At 53.1% G+C, this 20,474-nt stretch carries 15 protein-coding genes; 2 read left to right on the top strand and 13 right to left on the bottom strand.

The window, feature by feature from the left end; translation table 11 throughout:
* Nucleotides 1–1,117 precede the first annotated feature (1,117 nt).
* Nucleotides 1,118–4,663: a pyruvate:ferredoxin (flavodoxin) oxidoreductase gene (gene nifJ / locus BN348_RS00160; protein ID WP_197068239.1), complete on the top strand. Its 3,546-nt coding sequence runs from the start codon at nucleotides 1,118–1,120 to the stop codon at nucleotides 4,661–4,663.
* Nucleotides 4,664–4,951: 288 nt separating this feature from the next.
* A complete protein-coding gene (locus BN348_RS00155; protein ID WP_040195463.1) occupies nucleotides 4,952–5,209 on the top strand; it encodes a YdeI/OmpD-associated family protein in 258 nt (85 codons plus the stop codon).
* A gap of 756 nt (nucleotides 5,210–5,965) precedes the next feature.
* On the opposite strand, the gene BN348_RS00150 is transcribed toward BN348_RS00155, so the two are convergent.
* From BN348_RS00150 to dnaN, 13 genes are all read right to left on the bottom strand, one after another.
* Nucleotides 5,966–7,060, bottom strand: a complete 1,095-nt coding sequence (locus tag BN348_RS00150) for a hypothetical protein (RefSeq protein ID WP_040195462.1) — start codon at nucleotides 7,058–7,060, stop codon at nucleotides 5,966–5,968.
* Between the two features lie 102 nt (nucleotides 7,061–7,162).
* The gene (gene hisS / locus BN348_RS00145; RefSeq protein WP_040195461.1) at nucleotides 7,163–8,485 is read right to left on the bottom strand and encodes a histidine--tRNA ligase; all 1,323 of its coding nucleotides are present in this window, start codon (nucleotides 8,483–8,485) and stop codon (nucleotides 7,163–7,165) included.
* Between the two features lie 153 nt (nucleotides 8,486–8,638).
* Nucleotides 8,639–9,049, bottom strand: coding sequence for a methylglyoxal synthase (locus BN348_RS00140; RefSeq protein ID WP_040195460.1), 411 nt, complete (start codon nucleotides 9,047–9,049; stop codon nucleotides 8,639–8,641).
* Between the two features lie 184 nt (nucleotides 9,050–9,233).
* Entirely contained in the window at nucleotides 9,234–9,929 is a 696-nt protein-coding gene (locus BN348_RS00135; RefSeq protein ID WP_040195459.1) for a P-loop NTPase family protein, read from the bottom strand.
* A 238-nt stretch (nucleotides 9,930–10,167) separates the two neighbouring features.
* Nucleotides 10,168–12,705: a DNA gyrase subunit A gene (gene gyrA, locus BN348_RS00130; protein WP_040195458.1), complete on the bottom strand. Its 2,538-nt coding sequence runs from the start codon at nucleotides 12,703–12,705 to the stop codon at nucleotides 10,168–10,170.
* A gap of 58 nt (nucleotides 12,706–12,763) precedes the next feature.
* A complete protein-coding gene (locus tag BN348_RS00125) occupies nucleotides 12,764–13,387 on the bottom strand; it encodes a YcxB family protein (protein WP_040195457.1) in 624 nt (207 codons plus the stop codon).
* A 32-nt stretch (nucleotides 13,388–13,419) separates the two neighbouring features.
* The gene (locus BN348_RS00120) at nucleotides 13,420–14,070 is read right to left on the bottom strand and encodes a YcxB family protein (protein WP_040195456.1); all 651 of its coding nucleotides are present in this window, start codon (nucleotides 14,068–14,070) and stop codon (nucleotides 13,420–13,422) included.
* A 101-nt stretch (nucleotides 14,071–14,171) separates the two neighbouring features.
* Nucleotides 14,172–15,419: a YcxB family protein gene (locus tag BN348_RS00115; protein ID WP_040195455.1), complete on the bottom strand. Its 1,248-nt coding sequence runs from the start codon at nucleotides 15,417–15,419 to the stop codon at nucleotides 14,172–14,174.
* Nucleotides 15,420–15,454: 35 nt separating this feature from the next.
* Nucleotides 15,455–17,380, bottom strand: a complete 1,926-nt coding sequence (gene gyrB, locus BN348_RS00110; RefSeq protein ID WP_040195454.1) for a DNA topoisomerase (ATP-hydrolyzing) subunit B — start codon at nucleotides 17,378–17,380, stop codon at nucleotides 15,455–15,457.
* 376 nt (nucleotides 17,381–17,756) lie between these two features.
* A complete protein-coding gene (remB, locus tag BN348_RS00105) occupies nucleotides 17,757–18,032 on the bottom strand; it encodes an extracellular matrix regulator RemB (protein WP_040195453.1) in 276 nt (91 codons plus the stop codon).
* 18 nt (nucleotides 18,033–18,050) lie between these two features.
* On the bottom strand, nucleotides 18,051–19,151 hold the full coding sequence (recF, locus tag BN348_RS00100; protein ID WP_040195452.1) for a DNA replication/repair protein RecF: 1,101 nt from the start codon (nucleotides 19,149–19,151) through the stop codon (nucleotides 18,051–18,053).
* Entirely contained in the window at nucleotides 19,123–19,362 is a 240-nt protein-coding gene (locus BN348_RS00095; RefSeq protein ID WP_040195451.1) for an RNA-binding S4 domain-containing protein, read from the bottom strand. The genes recF and BN348_RS00095 overlap by 29 nt, the downstream gene beginning before the upstream one ends.
* Nucleotides 19,355–20,474, bottom strand: a 1,120-nt coding sequence (gene dnaN, locus BN348_RS00090; protein WP_320408654.1) for a DNA polymerase III subunit beta, incomplete at its 5' end; no start/stop codon positions are given. The genes BN348_RS00095 and dnaN, both read right to left, overlap by 8 nt.

The following is a 20,474-nucleotide window of genomic DNA, read 5'->3' as shown; positions in this document are numbered from 1 at the left end:
AACGTGGTCGTTACTTCTTTGCCGGCCAAAGAAGTAACCAAGAAAGGCCGTTCAAGGGGGACCATGCACAGTGCCGCTTATGGCCAGATGGTCCCCCTTGAAAATCCCCCTATGATATGCCTCTATCCGCTTCGGCCGCCTGCGGGCGGCGTTTTGTTTTGGGCTGAGTGGTTGGGCATAGCTAGTAGCGAATGCTTATATTCCCTGCAACAGTCTTACCGGTACCCCGATTCCCATAGCTGCTGCGTAAATCACTTCCTGATAGAAAAACATCATCAACCATTGCCATTTCGTTAAATGGTGCGCACAGCATTCAGACGACAGGGTGGCTGATTAGCAGCAGAGCACATTTATGATCTCTAAGACTGTATTAACTGGCATCCTGAAACTTAAAAATACTGCATAAACAACTTCTCAGCCGCAGAACAGTGAGCCAACTATTCCTTCGCAAGTGGCGTGAACGGCGTCTGGGTGGTAGAGTAGCGGCAGCGGAGGCTTGCACTCTTTAAGTCCGTCTTGACGGGTGCCTCAATTCCCGCAGCCACTGCGTAGATGATTCCTCAAACGAAGAACGCCGCGGGCAATCGCTCCATCCCAAGTGGTTTGAATGGTATGCAGCGGTCATTCATCAGGACAATGCGGCGTCCCATTGGAAAAAGGCATATCAAAGCCAGGATTTCTGGTGTTATGTGCAAACATAAGCCGTCGGGCAAGAAGGGGATTGCGGCTCTTTTGGGAATTGGCAAAGCTTCCGTGGTTTGCTTTCCATTGTTTACTTTATTAATGTAAACCGGCATTGTTCGCCCCGCTAAACTCTGCATATGCACTTAAAACACCTGCAATCCCGCGCACTGCGCGGATTTCTCCGGAGCAGCCGCTTCAATTATTTACAAATACATCATAAAAAGATGAACACGCACCCTTTACATCGCGCCGGAAAGATGGTAGAATCTAAGGTGGTACACTTGTTGATATTTTCTTATCAATGATACAATAATAGCTTTCGTTCCTGCCCTGTGCTGGGGCTAAATTTGATAGTATACATGTTATTGTATGGTTATCCCCAACGATACTGTGTATCGATAAAGTGTCTTATTTTTTAAGGAGGAATATGAAAATGGCAAGAAAAATGAAATCCATGGACGGTAATAATGCGGCCGCTTACGTGTCGTATCCGTTTACCGATCTGGCAGCGATCTACCCGATCACCCCGTCGTCGGTTATGGCGGAAGTCACCGACAAATGGTCGGCAGACGGCAAGAAGAACCTCTTCGGCCACGAAGTCAAGGTTGTTGAAATGCAGTCTGAGGCCGGTGCGTCCGGTACCGTGCACGGCTCTCTGGAGGCTGGTGCGCTGACCACCACCTATACCGCTTCACAGGGCTTGCTGCTCATGATCCCGAATATGTACAAAATCGCCGGCGAGCTTCTGCCGTGCGTCATCCATGTCTCCGCCCGTGCAGTCGCCAGCCATGCGCTGTCGATCTTCGGCGACCACTCCGATATCTATGCCTGCCGTCAGACCGGCTTTGCAATGCTTGCAAGCCAGAACCCGCAGGAGGTCATGGATCTGGGCGCTGTCGCACATCTCTCCACCATCAAGAGCCGCGTGCCGTTCCTGCACTTCTTCGATGGTTTCCGTACCTCCCATGAGATCCAGAAGATCGAAACCTGGGACGACGAGGACCTTCGCGACATGCTGGATATGGACGCTGTCGACGCGTTTAGAAGAAAAGCGCTGAATCCGGAGCATCCGGTTCTCAGAGGCACCGCGCAGAACCCGGACATCTTCTTCCAGGCAAGAGAAGCCTGCAACACATATTACAATGCGGTTCCGGCCATCGTCGAAGACTACATGCATCAGGTCAACGCGAAGATCGGCACCAACTATGAGCTCTTCAACTACTACGGCGCACCGGACGCTGAGCATGTCATCGTGGCAATGTGCTCGGTCTGCGACACCATCGAAGAGACCATCGACTACCTCAACGCCAAGGGCCAGAAGGTCGGACTGATCAAGGTCAGACTGTACCGTCCGTTCTCCAAGGAACATCTGCTCTCCGCAATTCCGGATTCTGTCAAAACCATCACGGTACTTGACAGAACCAAAGAGCCTGGTTCTTTGGGCGAGCCGCTTTATCTGGATGTCGTCGCTTCGCTGAAAAACTCGAAGTTTGACAGCATTCCGGTCTTCGGCGGACGCTACGGACTTGGTTCCAAGGACACCACGCCGGCCAACATCATCTCCGTTTACAAAAACGCGGAAGAGAACGGCAAGAAGATCTTTACGATCGGCATCGAGGACGACGTCACGAACCTGTCCCTGCCGGTTGATGAGAATCCGGACACCACGCCGGCCGGAACCACCAGCTGTAAGTTCTGGGGCCTGGGCGCGGACGGCACCGTCGGCGCGAACAAGAACTCCATCAAGATCATCGGCGACCACACCGATATGTATGCGCAGGCATACTTCGCATATGACTCCAAGAAATCCGGCGGCGTCACGATTTCGCATCTGCGTTTTGGAAACCAGCCGATCAAATCCACCTACTTCATCAACAAGGCGGACTTCGTTGCCTGCCACAACCCGTCCTATATCGACAAGTACGATATGGTTTCCGACATCAAGCCGGGCGGAACCTTCCTGCTGAACTGCAGCTGGGATGACGCGGAACTCGAAGAGAGAATTCCGGCGCCGGTCAAACGCTATATTGCACAGAACAACATCAAATTCTACACGATCGACGGTGTGGATATCGCCCGTGAGATCGGACTCGGCGGCCGTATTAATACGATCCTGCAGTCCGCATTCTTCAAGCTGGCGAACATCATCCCGGCCGCCGACGCCATCAAATACATGAAGGACGCTGCGACCGCTTCCTATGGAAGAAAGGGCGAAAAGATCGTCGCCATGAACCATCAGGCGATCGAGCGCGGCGCCGAGGGTGTCCATGAAGTCAAGGTTCCGGATTCCTGGAAGACCGCCGAAGGCGAGTTCCCGAAGCATGTCGCCACCGGCAACCGCAAGGATCTGGTCGACTTCATCAACAACATCCTGATCCCGGTCAACTCCCAGCACGGCGATAAGCTGCCGACCTCCGCGTTTGTGGATGCCGCTGACGGCACCTTCCCGCAGGGCTCCGCCGCTTATGAGAAACGCGGCATCGCTGTTGATACCCCATGCTGGATTCCAGAAAACTGTATCCAGTGTAACTTCTGCTCCTACGTATGTCCGCACGCCGTCATCCGTCCGGCTGTCATGACCGAAGAGGAAGCCGCCAAGGCTCCGGCCGGCATGAAGATGGTCGACATGACCGGTATGCCGGGTTACAAGTTTGCGATGACCGTCTCGGTTCTTGACTGTACCGGATGCGGCTCCTGTGCAAACGTCTGCCCGGGCAAAAAGGGCAACAAGGCTCTGGTTATGCAGAAGCTCGACACCCAGCTCGAGGAACAGAACAGGTTCGCGTATGGCTTTGGTCTCGACCCGAAACCGGAAGTTGCAGAGAAGTTCAAAGAAACCACCGTCAAGGGCAGCCAGTTCAAACAGCCGCTGCTTGAGTTCTCCGGCGCCTGTGCAGGCTGCGGCGAGACTCCGTATGCGAAGCTTGCGACCCAGCTGTTCGGCGACAGAATGTATATCGCAAACGCAACCGGATGTTCTTCCATCTGGGGCGGTTCGGCTCCGGCAACCCCGTACACCGTCAACAAGGACGGCCACGGTCCTTCCTGGGCAAACTCCCTGTTTGAGGACAACGCAGAGTACGGCTACGGCATGTATCTTGCTCAGGCTACCCTGCGCAGCCGTCTGATCGAGAAGGTTCTGGAGCTCTCCAAGACTGCTTCCTCCGCAGAAGTCAAGGCTGCCTGTGAGAAATACCTTTCCACCGTTGACAACGGCTCTGAAAACGCAGTCGCTACCAAGGAACTGATCAAGGTTCTGGAAGCCTGCGGATGCGACGCTGCAAAGGAAATCCTGAAGGATAAGGACTTCCTGTCCAAGAAATCCGTCTGGATCCTCGGCGGCGACGGATGGGCTTACGACATCGGCTTCGGCGGACTGGATCATGTCATCGCTTCCGGCGAGGATGTCAACATCCTGATCTTCGACACCGAGGTTTACTCCAATACAGGCGGACAGGCTTCCAAATCCACCCCGACCGGTGCTGTCGCACAGTTCGCGGCTGCTGGTAAGGAAGTCAAGAAGAAAGACCTTGCGCAGATCGCTATGAGCTACGGTTATGTCTATGTTGCCCAGATCGCTATGGGCGCGGATTACAACCAGTGTGTCAAGGCGTTCCACGAGGCTGAGAGCTACAACGGACCGTCCATCATCATCGCTTACGCACCGTGTATCAACCACGGCATCAAGGGCGGTATGGGCGTTTCGCAGACCGAGATCAAGAAGGCTGTCCAGTCCGGTTACTGGCATATGTTCCGTTTCGATCCGAGACTGACGGCGGAAGGCAAGAATCCGTTCCAGCTCGACAGCAAGGCGCCGAGCACCAGCTATGACGACTTCATCCGTTCCGAAGTCCGTTACAGCTCGCTGACCCGTGCGTTCCCGGATCGCGCAGAGGTTCTGTTCACCAAAGCGGAAAAAACCGCTATGGATAAATACAACCATCTGCTCCGTCTCTCGAAGCTGTATGATGTAGAATAATTTTACATCCATCTTCCATTTTCATATAAGACCAATAAAACAATATAGGGACAGCCGCCACGGTATACCTGTGGCGGCTGTCTTCGGTTTTATAGAGACAGGGGAAAAGGTTTGACTTCTTTACGGCTGCCTCCTGTCCTTTGGACAAATCGGAAATACTGTTTCTATCTGCTTTCATACAGTCATCGTGTTTATTGTTGGTCCACAGGCAATTTTCGTTTCATCTATGGATAAACCGTATTGTCAACGGAAAGAATAGCAGTAAACACAAGCTGAAAGGATGGTACCATGAATAACAAATTCAATTCCGACTACATCGGCAAGGACCAGAACGCAACCAACGAATACAGGGATATCCCGCTGGGACTCGGCATGTCGCTTGCACAGCATACCGATGCGTTGAACTACTTCGGCACACTGGATGAATCGCAGCGAAACAAGATCATCAACTATGTGCAGGGCGCGACCACCGGACCGGATGCCAAACAGCGCGTCAACACCGCGGTGGAGATGCTGCAGCAGCATGATGTGGATTTTGTCAAATAAAATCGTTATTTTGTAAAAAATCTCCTTTGTATACAAATTGTATACCAAAGGAGATTTTTTGTTTGAAAAGTAGCATGTATTCCATTTACATTTAATATCATACGTCTGGCAAAGAGTGGGCGCTGTACCTCTGCGGCAAGGCAGACGTACTGTAGTTTCCAAGTGACGATTGATAAGGGACATTGATACGCCGCAGCATGGCAGCTTTACTATATATGCCAAGGTACTTTGGCAAGGTGGCAGTTACTTCTTTGCCGGCCAAAGAAGTAACCAAGAAAGGCCGTTCAAGGGGGCCATACAGTGTGCCGCTTATAGCCAGATGGCCCCCTTGAAAATCCCCTCTGATATCCCTTTATCCGCTTCGGCCGTCTGCGGACGGCTTTTGGATGGGGCTTTGTGTTTGGAAGGGCTAGCAGCGGACGCTTACGTTCCCTACGGTAGTCTTCATCGGTACCCCAATTCCCGTAGCCACTGCGTAAATCATTTCTCAGCCGCAGAACGCCATAGGCGATTGCTCCACCACAGGTGGTACCGAATCTTTGGCTGATTCGTAAATTTCTATCGATCATAGATAAATTCAAAATATAGGATAAATCAGCACGAACAGTATACATATTGTATACTGTTCGTGCTTTTATACTTTCATTATAGAAATATAACCATTATTAATGACCATTTGGGCCATATCTTCCGATAAACACATATATTCTGATGCAGAAAATTGTGCGCTTCAGAATAGGGAACCTTTGCAGCGCCCTATCCAAGCTTACAGCTGTACCATACGCCGCCATCCGCATAGAGGATGGTGTTGTCTGTTGTCACGCCCATCATGGTTGGGCTTTCAAGCTGATATTTGATCTCCACTTCCCGTGTCGTTCCATCGGACAGATCCATCTGATACAGCTTGGTGCCGGCAAAGTAATAGGCATATTCCTCATTCATAGCCGCTTTGCCGCCTTCCTTGAGTCCGGTCATCTCATAGGTCAGCACCCGTTCCGGGTCCAGATAATCACAGACGTTCACCACGCTCGAGCCGTTCTCCAGCGGATGAACCACGCACACGCGGTTCTGCATGATGAACTCCTGTTCGCCGCGTGCCTGCGGCATATTGATGAAGGTCTGCCGGTTGTTGTTCAGGTTGAACAGCGTATATCCGCGCGCGTCCTCATAACGCACATTGCGCACCAGCAGCTGCTTATCAGAATCCACAAAGAAGGATCCTTTATAAAGCTCGTTGTCGATGTATTTGGCGGCGTTCGGATTCGGATGCTTGTCAAGCTGCTTCTCCTTACCGGTCGCCAGATCATAGATGTTGATGCCTTCTTCATCCGCAAAGGAAAGCTTGCCAAGGTCACTGCTGATGTTGTAGCTCCAAAGGTTCATCTCTGAAGGAACGTCGACCGATTTTAATTCCTCGAGCCGCGCATTCACCAATCGGACCTTTCCCTCCTCGCGGACCGCGATGTTGTTGCCGTAAACACTGATAAAGGCTGTATCAAAATCCTCATCCGCCAGCTCCTGGCCGTTTGACGGGTCTATGACGATCAGCTCCAGTTCCATGCCCTGCTGGACTTGGAATACCAGCGTATTGTCCTGCAGGCTCTGCGCGCCGTAAAACCCGACCTGCAGGGCCTGTTCGGCCGTCCAGTCGCCGATCTGTTCAAATTTGCTCTGTTTGACAGGCTGGATGGCGGTCTGTTCCGATGCCGCGGAGCTGACCGGCTCGCTCTGCTGGGACGACGCGGCGGATGACGGTTCCGATGATGTCTGTGACGCATCGGATGAATCGCCGCAGCCTGCCAGAAGCAGCATACCGGCGGTCAGGATGCAAAGCAGTGCTCTTTTTTTCATAGATATCCTCCCTCGTACGACTGCAAGGTTCTCGTTTCATACTATTTGATATGAGAATCTCCCATCTTCCGGCTCTGCGTGAAAATGGGAGAGGTCTTTCGTCTATTTGCCCAACAGGGAGCTGTATTCCTCAGTGATCTGGTCGATGGTTTCGGAAACCGTGATGTCGTATACCGCGCTGAGCAGGTCATTTCCAAGGCAAACCTCCCGAGAAACGCCGGTCTGCATATTTTTGAGCATCACCCGTCCGGTTTGGATCTCGTTTTCCCCAAGCACCACCGTGAACTTCGCGCCGATCTTATCGGCGTATTTCATCTGGGCCTTCAGGCTGCGCCCAACCATATCGGTCTGAGCCGCAAAGCCCTCCTCAATCAGGTCCATCACCATCTTGTTGGCCTTGCCGGTCGCTTCTTTTCCAAGCGGCGCGATGTAGATGTCGCAGCGCTTCGGCTGCGGAAATTCGCATCCCAGCGTATCCATCAGCAGCAGCAAACGTTCCAGCCCCATGGCAAATCCAAGCGCCGGCGTCGGGTTTCCGCCGAGGATTTCCACCAGACCGTCATATCGCCCACCGCCGCAGACGGTTCCCTGCGCGCCGATATTCTGCGATACAAATTCAAAGACGGTGCGTCGGTAATAATCCAGGCCGCGTACAATCGTCGGGTTTACGGTATAGCTGATGCCGATCTCCTGCAGCATCTGTTTGACCTTATCAAAGTGCTCCGCACACTCCTCACACAGATAGTCGATGACCATCGGCGCGTCCTTTGCGATGTCTGAACAGACCGGGCTTTTGCAGTCCAGGATACGCATCGGGTTCTTTTCCAGTCTTCCAAGACAGGTCGCACAGAGCTTGTCGCTGTATCCCTTAAAATAGGAGATCAACGCTTCATAGTATTTCGCGCGGCAGACGGGGCAGCCGATGGAGTTGATTTCCAGCGCGATATTCGAGATGCCGAGATTCTTGAAGATCCGGTCGGCGACAGCGATGACCTGCACATCGGCAATCGGCTCCGCTGAGCCGAACATCTCGATGCCGAACTGATGGAACTCACGCAGCCGGCCGGCCTGCGGTTTTTCGTAGCGGAAACAGGAGGTCACATAGCTTGCGCGGACCGGCAGCGCGTCGTTCAGCGTGCCGTGCTCGATCATGCTGCGCACAACGCCTGCGGTTCCTTCGGGACGCAGCGTGATATCCCGGCCGCCCTTGTCCTGAAAGCTGTACATCTCCTTCTGCACGACATCGGTCGTGTCGCCGACCGAGTGGGTAAACAGCGCCGAATGTTCAAAGGTCGGAAACCGTGTTTCCTGAAATCCAAACTGTGCCGCCGTATCCAATGCAGTTTTTTCGATATACTGCCACCGGTAGCTGTCCGACGGCAGGACGTCCTGTGTGCCCCGCGGGGCTTTGGTCAATATAGCCATATGCGTTCTGTTCCTCCCATATTCCTGTTTGACTTCTCAAGATTTTATATACCTCTAAAAGGACGCAAAGACCCCCTGTCCATCAATCCATGAACAGGCAGCTTGTTCTAAACGGACATCTCCGTGTTCTCTGTGTATTTTTATGCAGAATACTCAGTTCACCTTCGGGCTGACGATGTTTCTCCAGTCGAGGTCTCCGCGCTCCAATGCATGGATGAGCGCCTCGGCCGTTGCGATGTTGGTCGCATACGGAATACCGTGGACGTCGCAGAGCCTTGTCAGGTTGCGGTCGCTCGGTACAATCAGGTTTTCCGACAGCATCGGGTCGCGGAAGAAGAACAATAAATCTATTTCATTGCAGGAGATGCGGGCCGCAATCTGCTCGCCGCCTCCCTGTTCGCCGCTTAAGAATTTAAATACCTCCAGTCCGGTCGCCTCACTGACCAGCCGGCCTGTCGAGTTGGTTGCACACAGCCGATGTTTGCTGAGAATACCGCAATACGCGATACACAATTGTACCATGAGCTCTTTTTTGGAATCTTGTGCGATCAATGCGATGTTCAATGACTTTCCCTCCAATTACCTGTAATGTTTATTCTAAGATAGTTTCAGACACATCCATACACCATACTATCGGGAAAAACGGATTGATTCTGTTGCAAAACGATTCGTCGGTTTGAGTCGACATGGTGTCTAAATATATCACTCCTAGCGTACATTATAACATATTTGGCAGGGAAGAATCAAGTCATAATTCCATTATTCTTGTTGCGATTTCCACATATATCCGAAATAAATCGCAATGTTTTTGTTCTATTAGCTTAGAGAACGGCTGCCCTTGCACCTCCTCAGACGCCGGTATCAGCCCGGCCAGCCGCATACCTGCAGAATCGATGATGTCGTCGACCGGAATGCGTTCCTTTGCCGGAAGCTGGGTCAGAATCAGCCGCTGATCATCTATGCGGCCCTCTTTGGACAGATGTCTCCCCAGATTCCTTACGCCGCGCAGAGACGCGGGCGTATAGGCCGCCATGACTGCCGCACAGTCTGAAACGGCCATTGCCGCGGAAAGGGAAGGGCTGTACGGATGTACGTTCAGCAGAATGACATCAAAACGGTCCTTCAGCTTTTCACAGATTGCCCGGAGCTGCTGCTCCTCGGCTTTGAAATCCGGGTCCGGCGGGCTGAACATCAGATAGAGGTCCAGGTTGGATTCATCCCTGAGCAGGCAGTCACGAAGCCGCGCCCCTGCCTGTACAAAATCCCGCAGGGTATAGACCGCCCGGTCCTGCAGCCCGCTCAATAGGTCCGCCGAACGCAGCAGCGTATCGAGGTCGGCAAACAGTACCCGGCGGTGCTGTGCCAGCCCATGCGCCAGAATCAGCGCGTGGAGCGGCCGGTCCGACCGTTCATCCGCTGATGTGAACAGAATGACGCGTGACATGTCCGATTCCTCCTTCTTCCATCCTCTTTACAGGCATAGCCCTCTGTCTTTTGTCTTTTTGAAAGTTAAACTTTTTTATAAACGCCCAGCTTCGATTGATGCTGCATTCTCCGGCGGATGGGTGTATTTTCACCGATTCACCGGTGATTTCCATCAAAATAAAAACAGAGGACAGGAAAATATTTCCTATCCTCTATCATACCACAACCAACTGAAAATTTCAAGTTTTTGGAATAATTTAATCGGTAATCGCAGGGGAAACCACGTTATCTGCCTCTTTCTCTGAGGCAGGCGCTTCCTGGCTCTGTACTTCCTCCGCCGGGACATCCTCTTCGCCTTCGTCGTCCGAGATATCCTCTTTCGGCGCTCTGGCCAATGTGACGACCTTTGCGCCCTCGTTGACGCGGATTGCCTTGACGCCGCCCGCATAACGGGACTGCACCGGGATTTCATCGGCACGGATTCGGATGATGACGCCGTCGTCGCTGATCATCAGCACATCGTCGTCGTCGTTGACGATCTTGATACCCGCGACGAAGCTGTCCTTCTTATCGGTCTGGTAGATGATGATGCCCTTGCCGCCGCGGTGCTGCACCTTGATCTCCGAAGGCGCGGTGCGGCGTCCGAGTCCGGCTTCACTGATGACCAGCAGCGTTGCGTTGTCCCGCACCGTCGACATGCCGACGACATGGTCGCCCTCCATCAGCCGGATGGCGCGCACGCCGCGTCCGGTCCTCGCAATCGGCCGGATGCTCTCTTCCATAAACCGGATCGCCTTGCCGTTCTTGGTCGCAATGATCAGATCGGCGCTGCCTTCGGTCTGGCGCACCCAGACCAGCTCGTCGCCCTCGTCGAGGTTGATCGCAATCAGGCCGTTCTTGCGTGCGGATTTGAACGCGCCCAGCTCGGTGCGTTTGATGATGCCGTTCTTGGTGATCATCACGAGATACTTGCTGTCCTCAATCTTATCGACTTTGATCATCGAGGTGACCTTCTCCTCCGGCTCCAGCGGCAGCAGGTTCACGATGTTCGTACCCTTGGCCTGACGGGAGCATTCGGGGATCTCATAGCACTTGAGCCGGTACACCTTGCCGCGGTTCGTGAAGAACAGGACATAGTCGTGGGTCGATGAGATGAACAGCTCCTCGACAAAGTCCTCCTCACGCCGCTGCATGCCCATGACGCCGCGTCCGCCGCGCCGCTGGGTCTTATAGGCGTCGACAGCCTGCCGTTTCAGATAGCCGTAATGGGTCAGCGTGATGGCGCAGTCCTCAACCGGGATCAGGTCCTCAATGTCGACCTCGCCGCTGACCGCCTGGATCTCGGTGCGGCGTTCGTCGCCGTACTTGTCCCGAAGCGTACTGATCTCCTCGCGGACGATCTCCATGACAAGATGGTCGTCGCTCAGAATTTTCTTGTATTCTTCAATCTGGCTGAGCAGCTCTGCCAGTTCGTTTTCAATCTTGCTGCGCTCCAGACCGGTCAGCTGTCCGAGGCGCATCGCCACGATGGCGCTTGCCTGCGCTTCGCTGAGGCCAAAGCGTTCCATCAGGGCGCTTTTGCCCTCCGGGATGGATTTCGAGGAACGCAGGATGCTGAGCACCTCGTCGAGATTGTCAAGCGCAATTTTGAGTCCTTCCAAAATATGCGCGCGCTCCTGTGCCTTCTCGAGATCGTACCGCGTGCGCCGTACAATGATCTCGCCCTGGAATGCCAGGTACTGTTCCAGCATCTCCTTGAGCGACATGACCTTTGGCTGCCCGTCTGACAGCGCGAGCATGATGGCGCTGACCGTTTCCTGCATCTGTGTATAGGTGTACAGGTGGTTCAGCACGATCTGCGGGTTTGCGTCGCGTTTGAGCTCAATGACAATCCGCATACCTTCGCGGTCGGATTCGTCGCGCAGGTCTGAAATACCTTCAATTCGCTTATCCTTGACGAGGTTCGCAATGTTCTCGATCAGGCGCGACTTGTTGACCATATACGGGATCTCGGTCACGACGATCTTGAAGCGGTTGTTCTTATCCTCCTCGATCTCGGCGCGCGCGCGCAGCGTGATGCGGCCGCGTCCGGTGGCATAGGCCGCGCGGATGCCCGCTTTGCCCATGACAATGCCGCCGGTCGGGAAGTCCGGGCCTTTGATAAACTGCATCAGCTCATCGAGCGTCGCATCCGGATTGTCGATCAGATGACAGACGCCGTCGATGACCTCCCGCAGGTTGTGCGGCGGGATGTTGGTCGCCATGCCGACCGCAATGCCGGTTGAGCCGTTGACCAGCAGGTTCGGGAACCTGGACGGAAGCACCGCCGGTTCCTGCAGGCGGTCGTCATAGTTCGGGACAAAATTGACCGTCTTTTTTTCAATGTCGGTCAGCATCGAAACCGAGATTTTGCTCATCTTTGCTTCGGTGTATCGATAAGCTGCCGGCGGGTCTCCGTCTATCGATCCAAAGTTTCCGTGTCCGTCCACCAGCGGATAGCGCAGCGAAAAATCCTGCGCCATACGGACCAGCGCGTCATACACCGACGCGTCGCCGTGCGGATGGTACCGGCCCAGCACCGAACCGACCGTATCCGCCGATTTACGGTAGGCCTTCTCCGGTCCCAGCCCGTTTTCGTAGAGCGTGTACAGGATTCTGCGGTGGACCGGCTTCAGCCCGTCCCGCACATCCGGCAGCGCGCGGCCCACAATGACCGACATGGAATATGCCAGATAGGAGTCTTTCATCTCTTTTTCGATATCGACTCCAATGATATTCGTGCCATTGATATCCATTTTTAAAGTTCAACCCCACTATTCATACGCATGCGCGCAGATTTGATTCTTGTTCCGGTTATTTCTGTTCCGGATCCGGGCCGTCCGGCTTTTGGCTGTTGACCGATTCCTTGATCATCAAATCGTGGAACCGTTCGCCAAGCCCATCCTTCAGCAGAATGCGGATGTTCAAAAGATCTTTTTCAATAAACCGCTTCGGGATACAAAAGATTTTGCTCTTTTTGAAAACCAGCAGAAAATATTGATTGTTCTCATAGGCTTCGACCGGATCGGTGTACAGGATGTTGTAGAGTCCCTCGCCCTCTCCGATCACAACGCTGTCCTTCCGGAATGAAATGCTGTACGTGTTGTCCTGCTGTGCGATCGCCTTCGCCTGCGTATTGATCTGGATTTTTGGCATAAACCAGATCAGCACGCCCAACAGCAGCGACACGATGGCTAGGACCAGCCCCATGATATAGGTCGGATCCTTGATAAATGAAAAGGTAAAACCGACGATCAGCACCGCGCAGACAATCAGCTGGATGGTCCTTCCCTTGGTTCCGTGGACCTCCTTATTGTAGACGGTCAGTGTGTTTACCACGTCCTCGTGTTCCAGATGGTAGGTGACATCCATGCCGCCTTCCAGGTTTTCTATCTCCGGGTTGATCGGTTCCCGGCTGTTTTGTTCTTGGTTCTCCATATATGCTCTCCTTTATCTGGGTCCCTTTTCCCCTAAAAATGCAGCTCGATGCGCTGCTTGTCGTACCGCTTCATCATGCTCTCCAGGAATTCTTCAAATTCCTGCAGGGAGCTTTCGTCGAACGCCTTCTTCGGTATGATGATGCAGCGTTTTTCCTCCAGCACGATCAGATACATGGTGTCGGCGTCCTTGATGCCCTGGATCTCCTCCCAGTAGATGTCGGTCTGGTTGCCCAAGGAAATTTCCCGGAAAAAGCTGTCGGATATCTGGATGCGGATTTCACTCTGCAGATACCGTGATTTCATATAATGCTTTTTGCCGGCCTTGCGCATCTGTCCTGGGAAGATGTACGGATAATAGATCAGGCTGATGACACCGATCACAATGATGATCGCGGAAATTGCGGTGAACAGCCATTCGCCCTGCAGGTTTTCCTGCAGCAGGCTGATGACCAGAAAGACAACGCCGACCAGAATCTCCAGCACACCGACGATCCGGTTGCGCTTTTTGGCACGGTCCACCGTATCCTTGGTCAGCAGAAGATTAAACTTGATATAGTTGTCCAGCGTTACACGGAAGCACAGATCAAACCGGCAGACCTCCGTCGGTCCCCTTTTAGGCTGGCTCTCCTGCGCCGAGCCCGTGCTGTCCTCCTGCTTGGAGCGTCCCTTTTTTTCCGCCATGTTGTTTCCTCCTTCGAACGGATTCTCTGTAATCCTTTGGGTATCTTCTCCGATTTATTTCGAGCTGTTTCGTATTGCTTCGATCACTGGAGCGGCATGGTTTATAAAAAATTCTTCAGATAAATCTTCTGATATTTTCCGCTGAGATAGGAAAAGACCCTGTCAAGCATCATCATATCCTGCGGCGTAAGCGACGATTTTGGAATGAAGAATCCCTGATTCTGCGGCCCTTTGAGCGTGTAGATCATGAAGGCCTCCGCCGTTTCCTGAAAGCTGTCTATATATCCCCATCGATATGCGGTTTTGCTGGATACACTAATCTGCTCCACATACCCTTCGTAGAAGTTCAAGGTCATATCCGATCGGAAGGAAGGTGTGGACATATAGCTCTTTTTGACATTCTTTTTCATGGAGCTGCGCATGAACACAGGGAACAGGACAAGCAGCAGCCCCAGCAGAATGCCAAACACATCAAAATTCACCGTTATGGAGTAGCCATAGGAATAATATTCGTAGGCATTGACCGCATCGCTGATGCCCGCGATGAAGGTAAGCAGCAGCACCAGCCCGCCCAGCACATAGCCAAGAATCTGCATCGTCTTATAGCCCTTCAAATGCTTTCTTTCCCGGTCGTTGATTCGATCCCAGTCCTGTATGCTCATACGGTAACGCAGCTGGAAAATACGGTCGTTCGGCTTTGTGCTGTTTTTTGGTTTCTGCCGCGCTTGGGTGTTCTGCGATCCCTGCGCCCAACCCTTCTGACACTGTTCTGCATGCTGCTGCGCATTGCCGCCGTGCTGATCAGGACCCGTTCCATACGGTGCAGATGGCTGAGCGGCCGCCGCATCGGACTGCCATTCGTTCTGATAGGTTTGATCCGGGCTTATCCGATCTTCCCGCCGCGGCTCTTCAGAAGGATCCTGCCGCAGCTGACCGGCGGAGGTCTGCTCAAACGGCGGCTCTTCCTTACGCAGATCTATCTGTCTCTTCTCCTGTTCATCCGGCTGCAGTGCCTGCGGTTCCGGTACAGTCTCCTGCTGGGGATCAGAATTTTCCGGTTCCAGACCGATGCTGATCTGTGGTTCGGGCTGGAACTTCTGCTCTTCAACAGCCTTTTCCATGTCCATCTCCGGGATGATCTCCTGTGTCTCAGATATATCCTCCACCTCAAACGACTGCGGAGGCTGATAGCCCTTCGCATCCTCTTCGGGAGACTGTCCCTCGCCGACCTGCTGTTTCAGCTTTCTAATCAGCTGCGCATACTCATCCTGCTCCTGTGTATCCCTCGGTTCTCCGGGAGACGCTTCCGGCCCGGCAGTTCCTGCGGTTCTGTTGTTCTCTTCGGTCATGTGTTTACCCCCTCACTGATCGATGGTTCACCATCTTATATATCCAGATTGTTGGCATATTTCGCATTGGACTCGATAAATTCCCTTCTGGGGCCGACCTTGTCGCCCATCAGGATGGTGAAGATTTCATCCGCCCGTGCGGCGTCCTCCATCTCCACGCGGATCATGGTCCGGCTTTCCGGATCCATCGTCGTTTCCCACAGCTGGGACGGATTCATCTCACCAAGACCTTTATAACGCTGAATATCCACCTTCGCGCCGTTTTCTCCGGCCAGTTCGGCGATATACTCATCCCTTTGACGGTCTGTGTACGCATACCGTACCTGTTTGCCGCGGCTGAGCTTGAACAGCGGCGGCTGCGCAAGATAAATATGCCCTTCCTCAATCAATGGCCGCATAAACCGGAAAAAGAAGGTCAATAACAGCGTGCGGATATGGCTTCCGTCAACATCGGCATCGGCCATGATGATGACCTTTCCGTAACGCAGCTTGCTGAGGTCGAGGTCGTCGCCGACGCCGCAGCCGAGCGCAATGATGACCGGCAGCAGCTTTTCATTGTTGTAGACCTTGTCAAGCCGGGATTTTTCGACGTTGAGCATCTTTCCCCACAGCGGCAGGATGGCCTGGAAGGTGCGGTCGCGCCCCTGCTTGGCGCTGCCTCCTGCGGAGTCTCCCTCCACGATGTAGATTTCAGTGTAATCGTTGTTCTTCTCGCTGCAGTCGGCAAGCTTTCCGGGCAGGGAGGTGGATTCCAGCGCCGTTTTGCGGCGGGTCAGCTCCCTTGCCTTGCGCGCCGCCTCTCTGGCGCGGGATGCGTTGAGGGATTTCTCGATGACCGCTTTCGCGATCGAAGGATTCTCCTCGAAAAACTCCCCGAGCTTCTCATTGACCAGCGTATCGATCATCGTGCGGATTTCGGTGTTGCCAAGCTTCGCCTTGGTCTGGCCTTCAAACTGCGCGTCGGTCAGCTTGACACTGATGATGGCGGTAAGGCCTTCCCGGACATCCTCACCGGAGAAGTTCTTGTCGCTGTCCTTTAAAATGCCGTGCCGCCTTGCGTAGTCGTTGAACACTCTCGTCAGCGCCGTCTTAAAGCCGACCTCATGGGCGCCGCCCTCGACCGTATGAATGTTGTTTGCGAACGACATGATGACTTCGTTATAGCTCTCGTTGTACTGCATCGCGACCTCAGCCGTGGTATCCCCGTTTTGCGAGGATAAATACAGCACCTCGTCGTGGATGGTCTGCAGTCCCTTGCGCTTGTGGATGTGCTCGACAAAGCTGCGGATACCGCCGCTGTAGCACAGATCCTTCGAAATCGGATTCTCTTCATGGCGCAGGTCCCGCAGATTGATATGAATGCCCGCATTCAGGAATGCCTGTTCGCGCAGGCGCATCAGCAGTGTGTCGTAGTCGTAATGCAGATCCTCGAAGATCTCATTGTCCGGCTTAAAGGTGATCTTTGTTCCGGTCTTTTCGGTATCTCCGATGATCTTCAGGTCGTCCACCTGGACGCCCCGCTCAAATTTCTGGTAATAGATGTGGCTTCCGTCGCTGATTTCCACCTCCAGCCAGCTGGACAGTGCGTTGACGACCGACGCGCCGACGCCGTGCAGGCCGCCGGAAACCTTGTATCCGCTTCCGCCGAATTTGCCGCCCGCATGCAGTACGGTAAAGACAACCGTGACAGCCGGGATTCCCAGCTTGGGCTGAATACCGACCGGAATGCCGCGTCCGTCGTCCTGGACACAGATGATGTCTCCCGGCAGGATATCCACGGTAATTTTGCTGCAGAATCCCGCCAGCGCTTCGTCGATGGAGTTGTCTACGATCTCATACACCAGATGATGCAGACCGCGCGGACCTGTGGAACCGATATACATGCCGGGACGTTTTCTGACGGCTTCAAGTCCCTCCAGTACCTGTATCTGACTTTCATCATAAACCTGATTCGTATCCAATGTACAGTTACACCCCTTTATTTGTTGCTCCGGCCCCTGCCGGATGATAAGATCCCATCAAACCCTTCATATTGAAAGGACTCCATGGGTTTTGAAGCGTTTTCGCTTCAAACTGCCGGTTTTTCCGGCAACTATATATACATATAGATATAATATTATCTAATGATACACAATGTAAAATTATATTGCGTGTTTCCGCCTGTAAAATATCATTTTATAAGCAGAATTCTTGAGGCAGAAGCACACGGACATAGGATGATTGGTTGTGTCTCTGCAGCGGATCATCTGCGTTTCATACTCAGTTTACCACAAAGTGGCTGGGAAATATGTTACATATCGTAATATCAATCATATTTCATACAATAAGTAATTGATCTCACAGAAAGCTTCCCTCTGAAACGAAGCCCTGCCGTTCTCTTTTTTTGAGCGTTGCGCAGGATATCTGCGAGATATATACCGTAACTTTACCGTTTCTGCCGCATACAACGAAGGACTTTGGCAGCTCCTCACTGACATTGACAACCCGGCCCAGCTTTTCGGCTGCGCGCAGATATTCCTTTGTGGATTTGGATACCGAGGTGTTTTCGATGTCAAAGATGCCGATGATGTCCGCCTTCTTGACAACCGTGTCCTGTCCCAGATGTAGATACATCTCATTCTCCTCCCTGACTCACGCCCCGATCAGCCGGCCATGCTCCATCCGCATAGTCTTCCCATTCTTTAAAGAGAAAAAATACTGCGGATCACAGCAGGTCATCCACACCTGGCGGTCCCCGAGATAATTCAGCAGGAAGTCCCTCCGGTGGTGGTCCAGCTCGCTCATCACGTCATCGAGCAGTATAATGGGATTTTCGCCCATTTTCTCTTGTAATATACCGCTTTCTGCCAATTTCAGCGCGAGCACACAGCTGCGCTGCTGCCCCTGTGAACCGTAGCTGCGCGCATGTTTCCCATCGATCAGGATATCGACGTCGTCGCGATGGATACCGACGCCGGTTGTGCCGAGCCGCAGATCCTCTGCGCGGTTTTGATGAAGCTTCTCCATAAACCTCTGTTCAAGCAGTTTCCGGTCATCCTCCTCCGTACCGTCTATGGTGCTTGCCAGCTGTAAGGAAAGCTTTTCGGTATTTCCGGCAAGCCCACTGTAAATTTCGGCCGCATGATGCTGCAGTTTTCCCACAAATCGTTTTCTTACCGATAAAATATACGCTCCGTATTGAACCAGATGCATATCCCAGATCTCCAATGTGTCCAGAAGGGCGGCATGCTCGCGGCTGTCCCGCAGAAGACAGCTTCTCTGCGACAATACGCGGCTGTATTCCGACAGAGCCTGCAGATAGCTCGGAAGCATCTGGCAGATGCAGGTGTCCAGAAATCTTCTGCGCGCCGCAGGTCCGTCCTTGACCAGCGCCAGATGCACCGGCGAGAACACGACGCAGCAGAATTTCCCGCTCAGCTCCCCGCTGCTTTTCAGCGGAAGCTCGTTGAGCAACAGTTTTTTCTGCTGTCCGAACACCATCTGCGCGGTATTTTCACGTCCCGAGCCGGTAAAGGAAATCTCCAACGCACAGCGTTCCTTTCCAAAACGGATCAGCTCGTTTTCCTTCGCGCCGCGGAAGCTCTTTGCGCCGGTAAACAGCCAGACAGCCTCCATCAGGTTGGTCTTCCCCTGCGCGTTGTCTCCGTAGATGATGTTCACACCGGCATCCGGCTCAAGCTGCAGCGTCTCGATATTCCGAAAATCAGTCAGACAAATCTTGTCGATCTTCATATATGACCTCAAATCTCAGGCCGTCCAGCTCAACAGTATCGCCCGCGCGGATTTTCTTGCCGCGCATTGTGCAGGTTTCACCGTTGACCTTGACTTCTCCATCCTGCACCAGCTCCTTTGCATGACCGCCGGATTCGGCGGCGCCGGCAAATTTCAAGAACTGATCCAGCTTGATAAACTCCGTATGGATGACAATCGTCTGATTATTCATTCTTCAACCTCACTGGCAGGATTAAGAACAGGAAGTTCTCTCCCTGCGGAGGCAGGATCCGCAGCGGCGCGAGCGCTCCATTGATTTTCAGCCGTACCTCGTCGCAGCCGCTTGCTTTCAGCGCATCCAGCAGGTATTTGTTGTTGAAGCCCATCTTCAGCTTTTCACCCGCCGCTTTGCATTCCAGCTCGTCACAGGACTTGCCGATCGAGGTTGAACAGTTCAATTTTATTCTGTCCTCGTCAAATTGCAGCGTTAAAGGGCTTTTCAGCCGATCGTTGATGAGCAGGGACATACGCTCGACACACTCAATAAAACGGCGTGTATTGACCGTGACATCCAGCACCTGATCGGTGGGAATGGCCTTCTGGTAGTCGAGGAAATCGCCTTCCAGCAGCCGCGAGGTCACATGATAACCGCCGATGCCCATGACTACATGCTTTCTCGAGAGGTTGATCTGTGCAGGTTCTTCCTCGTCGGCCAGCAGCTTGGAAACATCCGAGAGGGTTTTTCCCGGGACAATAAAGCGCAGCTCTTTTTCGCAGCCAATCGGTTCTGTGCGGATAGCCAGGCGGAAGCCGTCGACCGATACGATACGCAGGCTTCCTTCCCGAATTTCAAACAGGGAACCGGTGTGCACCGGCTTTGATTCGTCGCTTGAAATGGCAAACAGAGTCTGGTCAATCATGCTTTTGAGGACATTCTGCGGGATTTCGACCTGTTCGCTGTCATTCACATTCGGCAGCTCCGGAAATTCAGTGGCCGGGATTCCCAGGATATCAAACTGAATCACGCCGCACTGTACCTTTGTCAGCAGCTTCTCATCCGATTCGATGAGGATTTTCTGGGAAGGCATGCGGCGGATCATTTCAGAAAACAGCTTGGCATTTAAAACCAGCTCGCCCGGAATCTCTACAGCGGCGGAAATGGATGTGCTGATACCGAGTTCTAAATCGTATGCACAGAGGAACAGACTGCCGTCTCTGGCCTTCATCAGGATGCCTTCCAGCGCGCTGATGTTGGATTTTGCGGATACGGCACGGGATACATTGGAGACAGCCTCCAGCAGGGTGTCTCTCTCTACGGTGATTTTCATATAAAAAATCAGCTCC

This window comes from Candidatus Soleaferrea massiliensis AP7 (assembly GCF_000820765.1).
Classification (GTDB): domain Bacteria; phylum Bacillota; class Clostridia; order Oscillospirales; family Ruminococcaceae; genus Soleaferrea; species Soleaferrea massiliensis.
This window is presented reverse-complemented; position numbering and strand designations above follow the sequence as displayed.

What these genes read in the sequence shown, in the direction of transcription:
- nifJ (WP_197068239.1), top strand. Translation starts at nt 1,118, where the DNA reads ATGGCAAGAAAAATGAAATCCATGGACGGTAATAATGCGGCCGCTTAC.
- BN348_RS00120 (WP_040195456.1), bottom strand. Translation starts at nt 14,070, where the DNA reads ATGGCGGAAAAAAAGGGACGCTCCAAGCAGGAGGACAGCACGGGCTCG.
- BN348_RS00125 (WP_040195457.1), bottom strand. Translation starts at nt 13,387, where the DNA reads ATGGAGAACCAAGAACAAAACAGCCGGGAACCGATCAACCCGGAGATA.
- BN348_RS00150 (WP_040195462.1), bottom strand. Translation starts at nt 7,060, where the DNA reads ATGAAAAAAAGAGCACTGCTTTGCATCCTGACCGCCGGTATGCTGCTT.
- BN348_RS00095 (WP_040195451.1), bottom strand. Translation starts at nt 19,362, where the DNA reads ATGAATAATCAGACGATTGTCATCCATACGGAGTTTATCAAGCTGGAT.
- hisS (WP_040195461.1), bottom strand. Translation starts at nt 8,485, where the DNA reads ATGGCTATATTGACCAAAGCCCCGCGGGGCACACAGGACGTCCTGCCG.
- BN348_RS00135 (WP_040195459.1), bottom strand. Translation starts at nt 9,929, where the DNA reads ATGTCACGCGTCATTCTGTTCACATCAGCGGATGAACGGTCGGACCGG.
- recF (WP_040195452.1), bottom strand. Translation starts at nt 19,151, where the DNA reads ATGAAGATCGACAAGATTTGTCTGACTGATTTTCGGAATATCGAGACG.
- gyrA (WP_040195458.1), bottom strand. Translation starts at nt 12,705, where the DNA reads ATGGATATCAATGGCACGAATATCATTGGAGTCGATATCGAAAAAGAG.
- remB (WP_040195453.1), bottom strand. Translation starts at nt 18,032, where the DNA reads ATGTATCTACATCTGGGACAGGACACGGTTGTCAAGAAGGCGGACATC.
- BN348_RS00115 (WP_040195455.1), bottom strand. Translation starts at nt 15,419, where the DNA reads ATGACCGAAGAGAACAACAGAACCGCAGGAACTGCCGGGCCGGAAGCG.
- BN348_RS00155 (WP_040195463.1), top strand. Translation starts at nt 4,952, where the DNA reads ATGAATAACAAATTCAATTCCGACTACATCGGCAAGGACCAGAACGCA.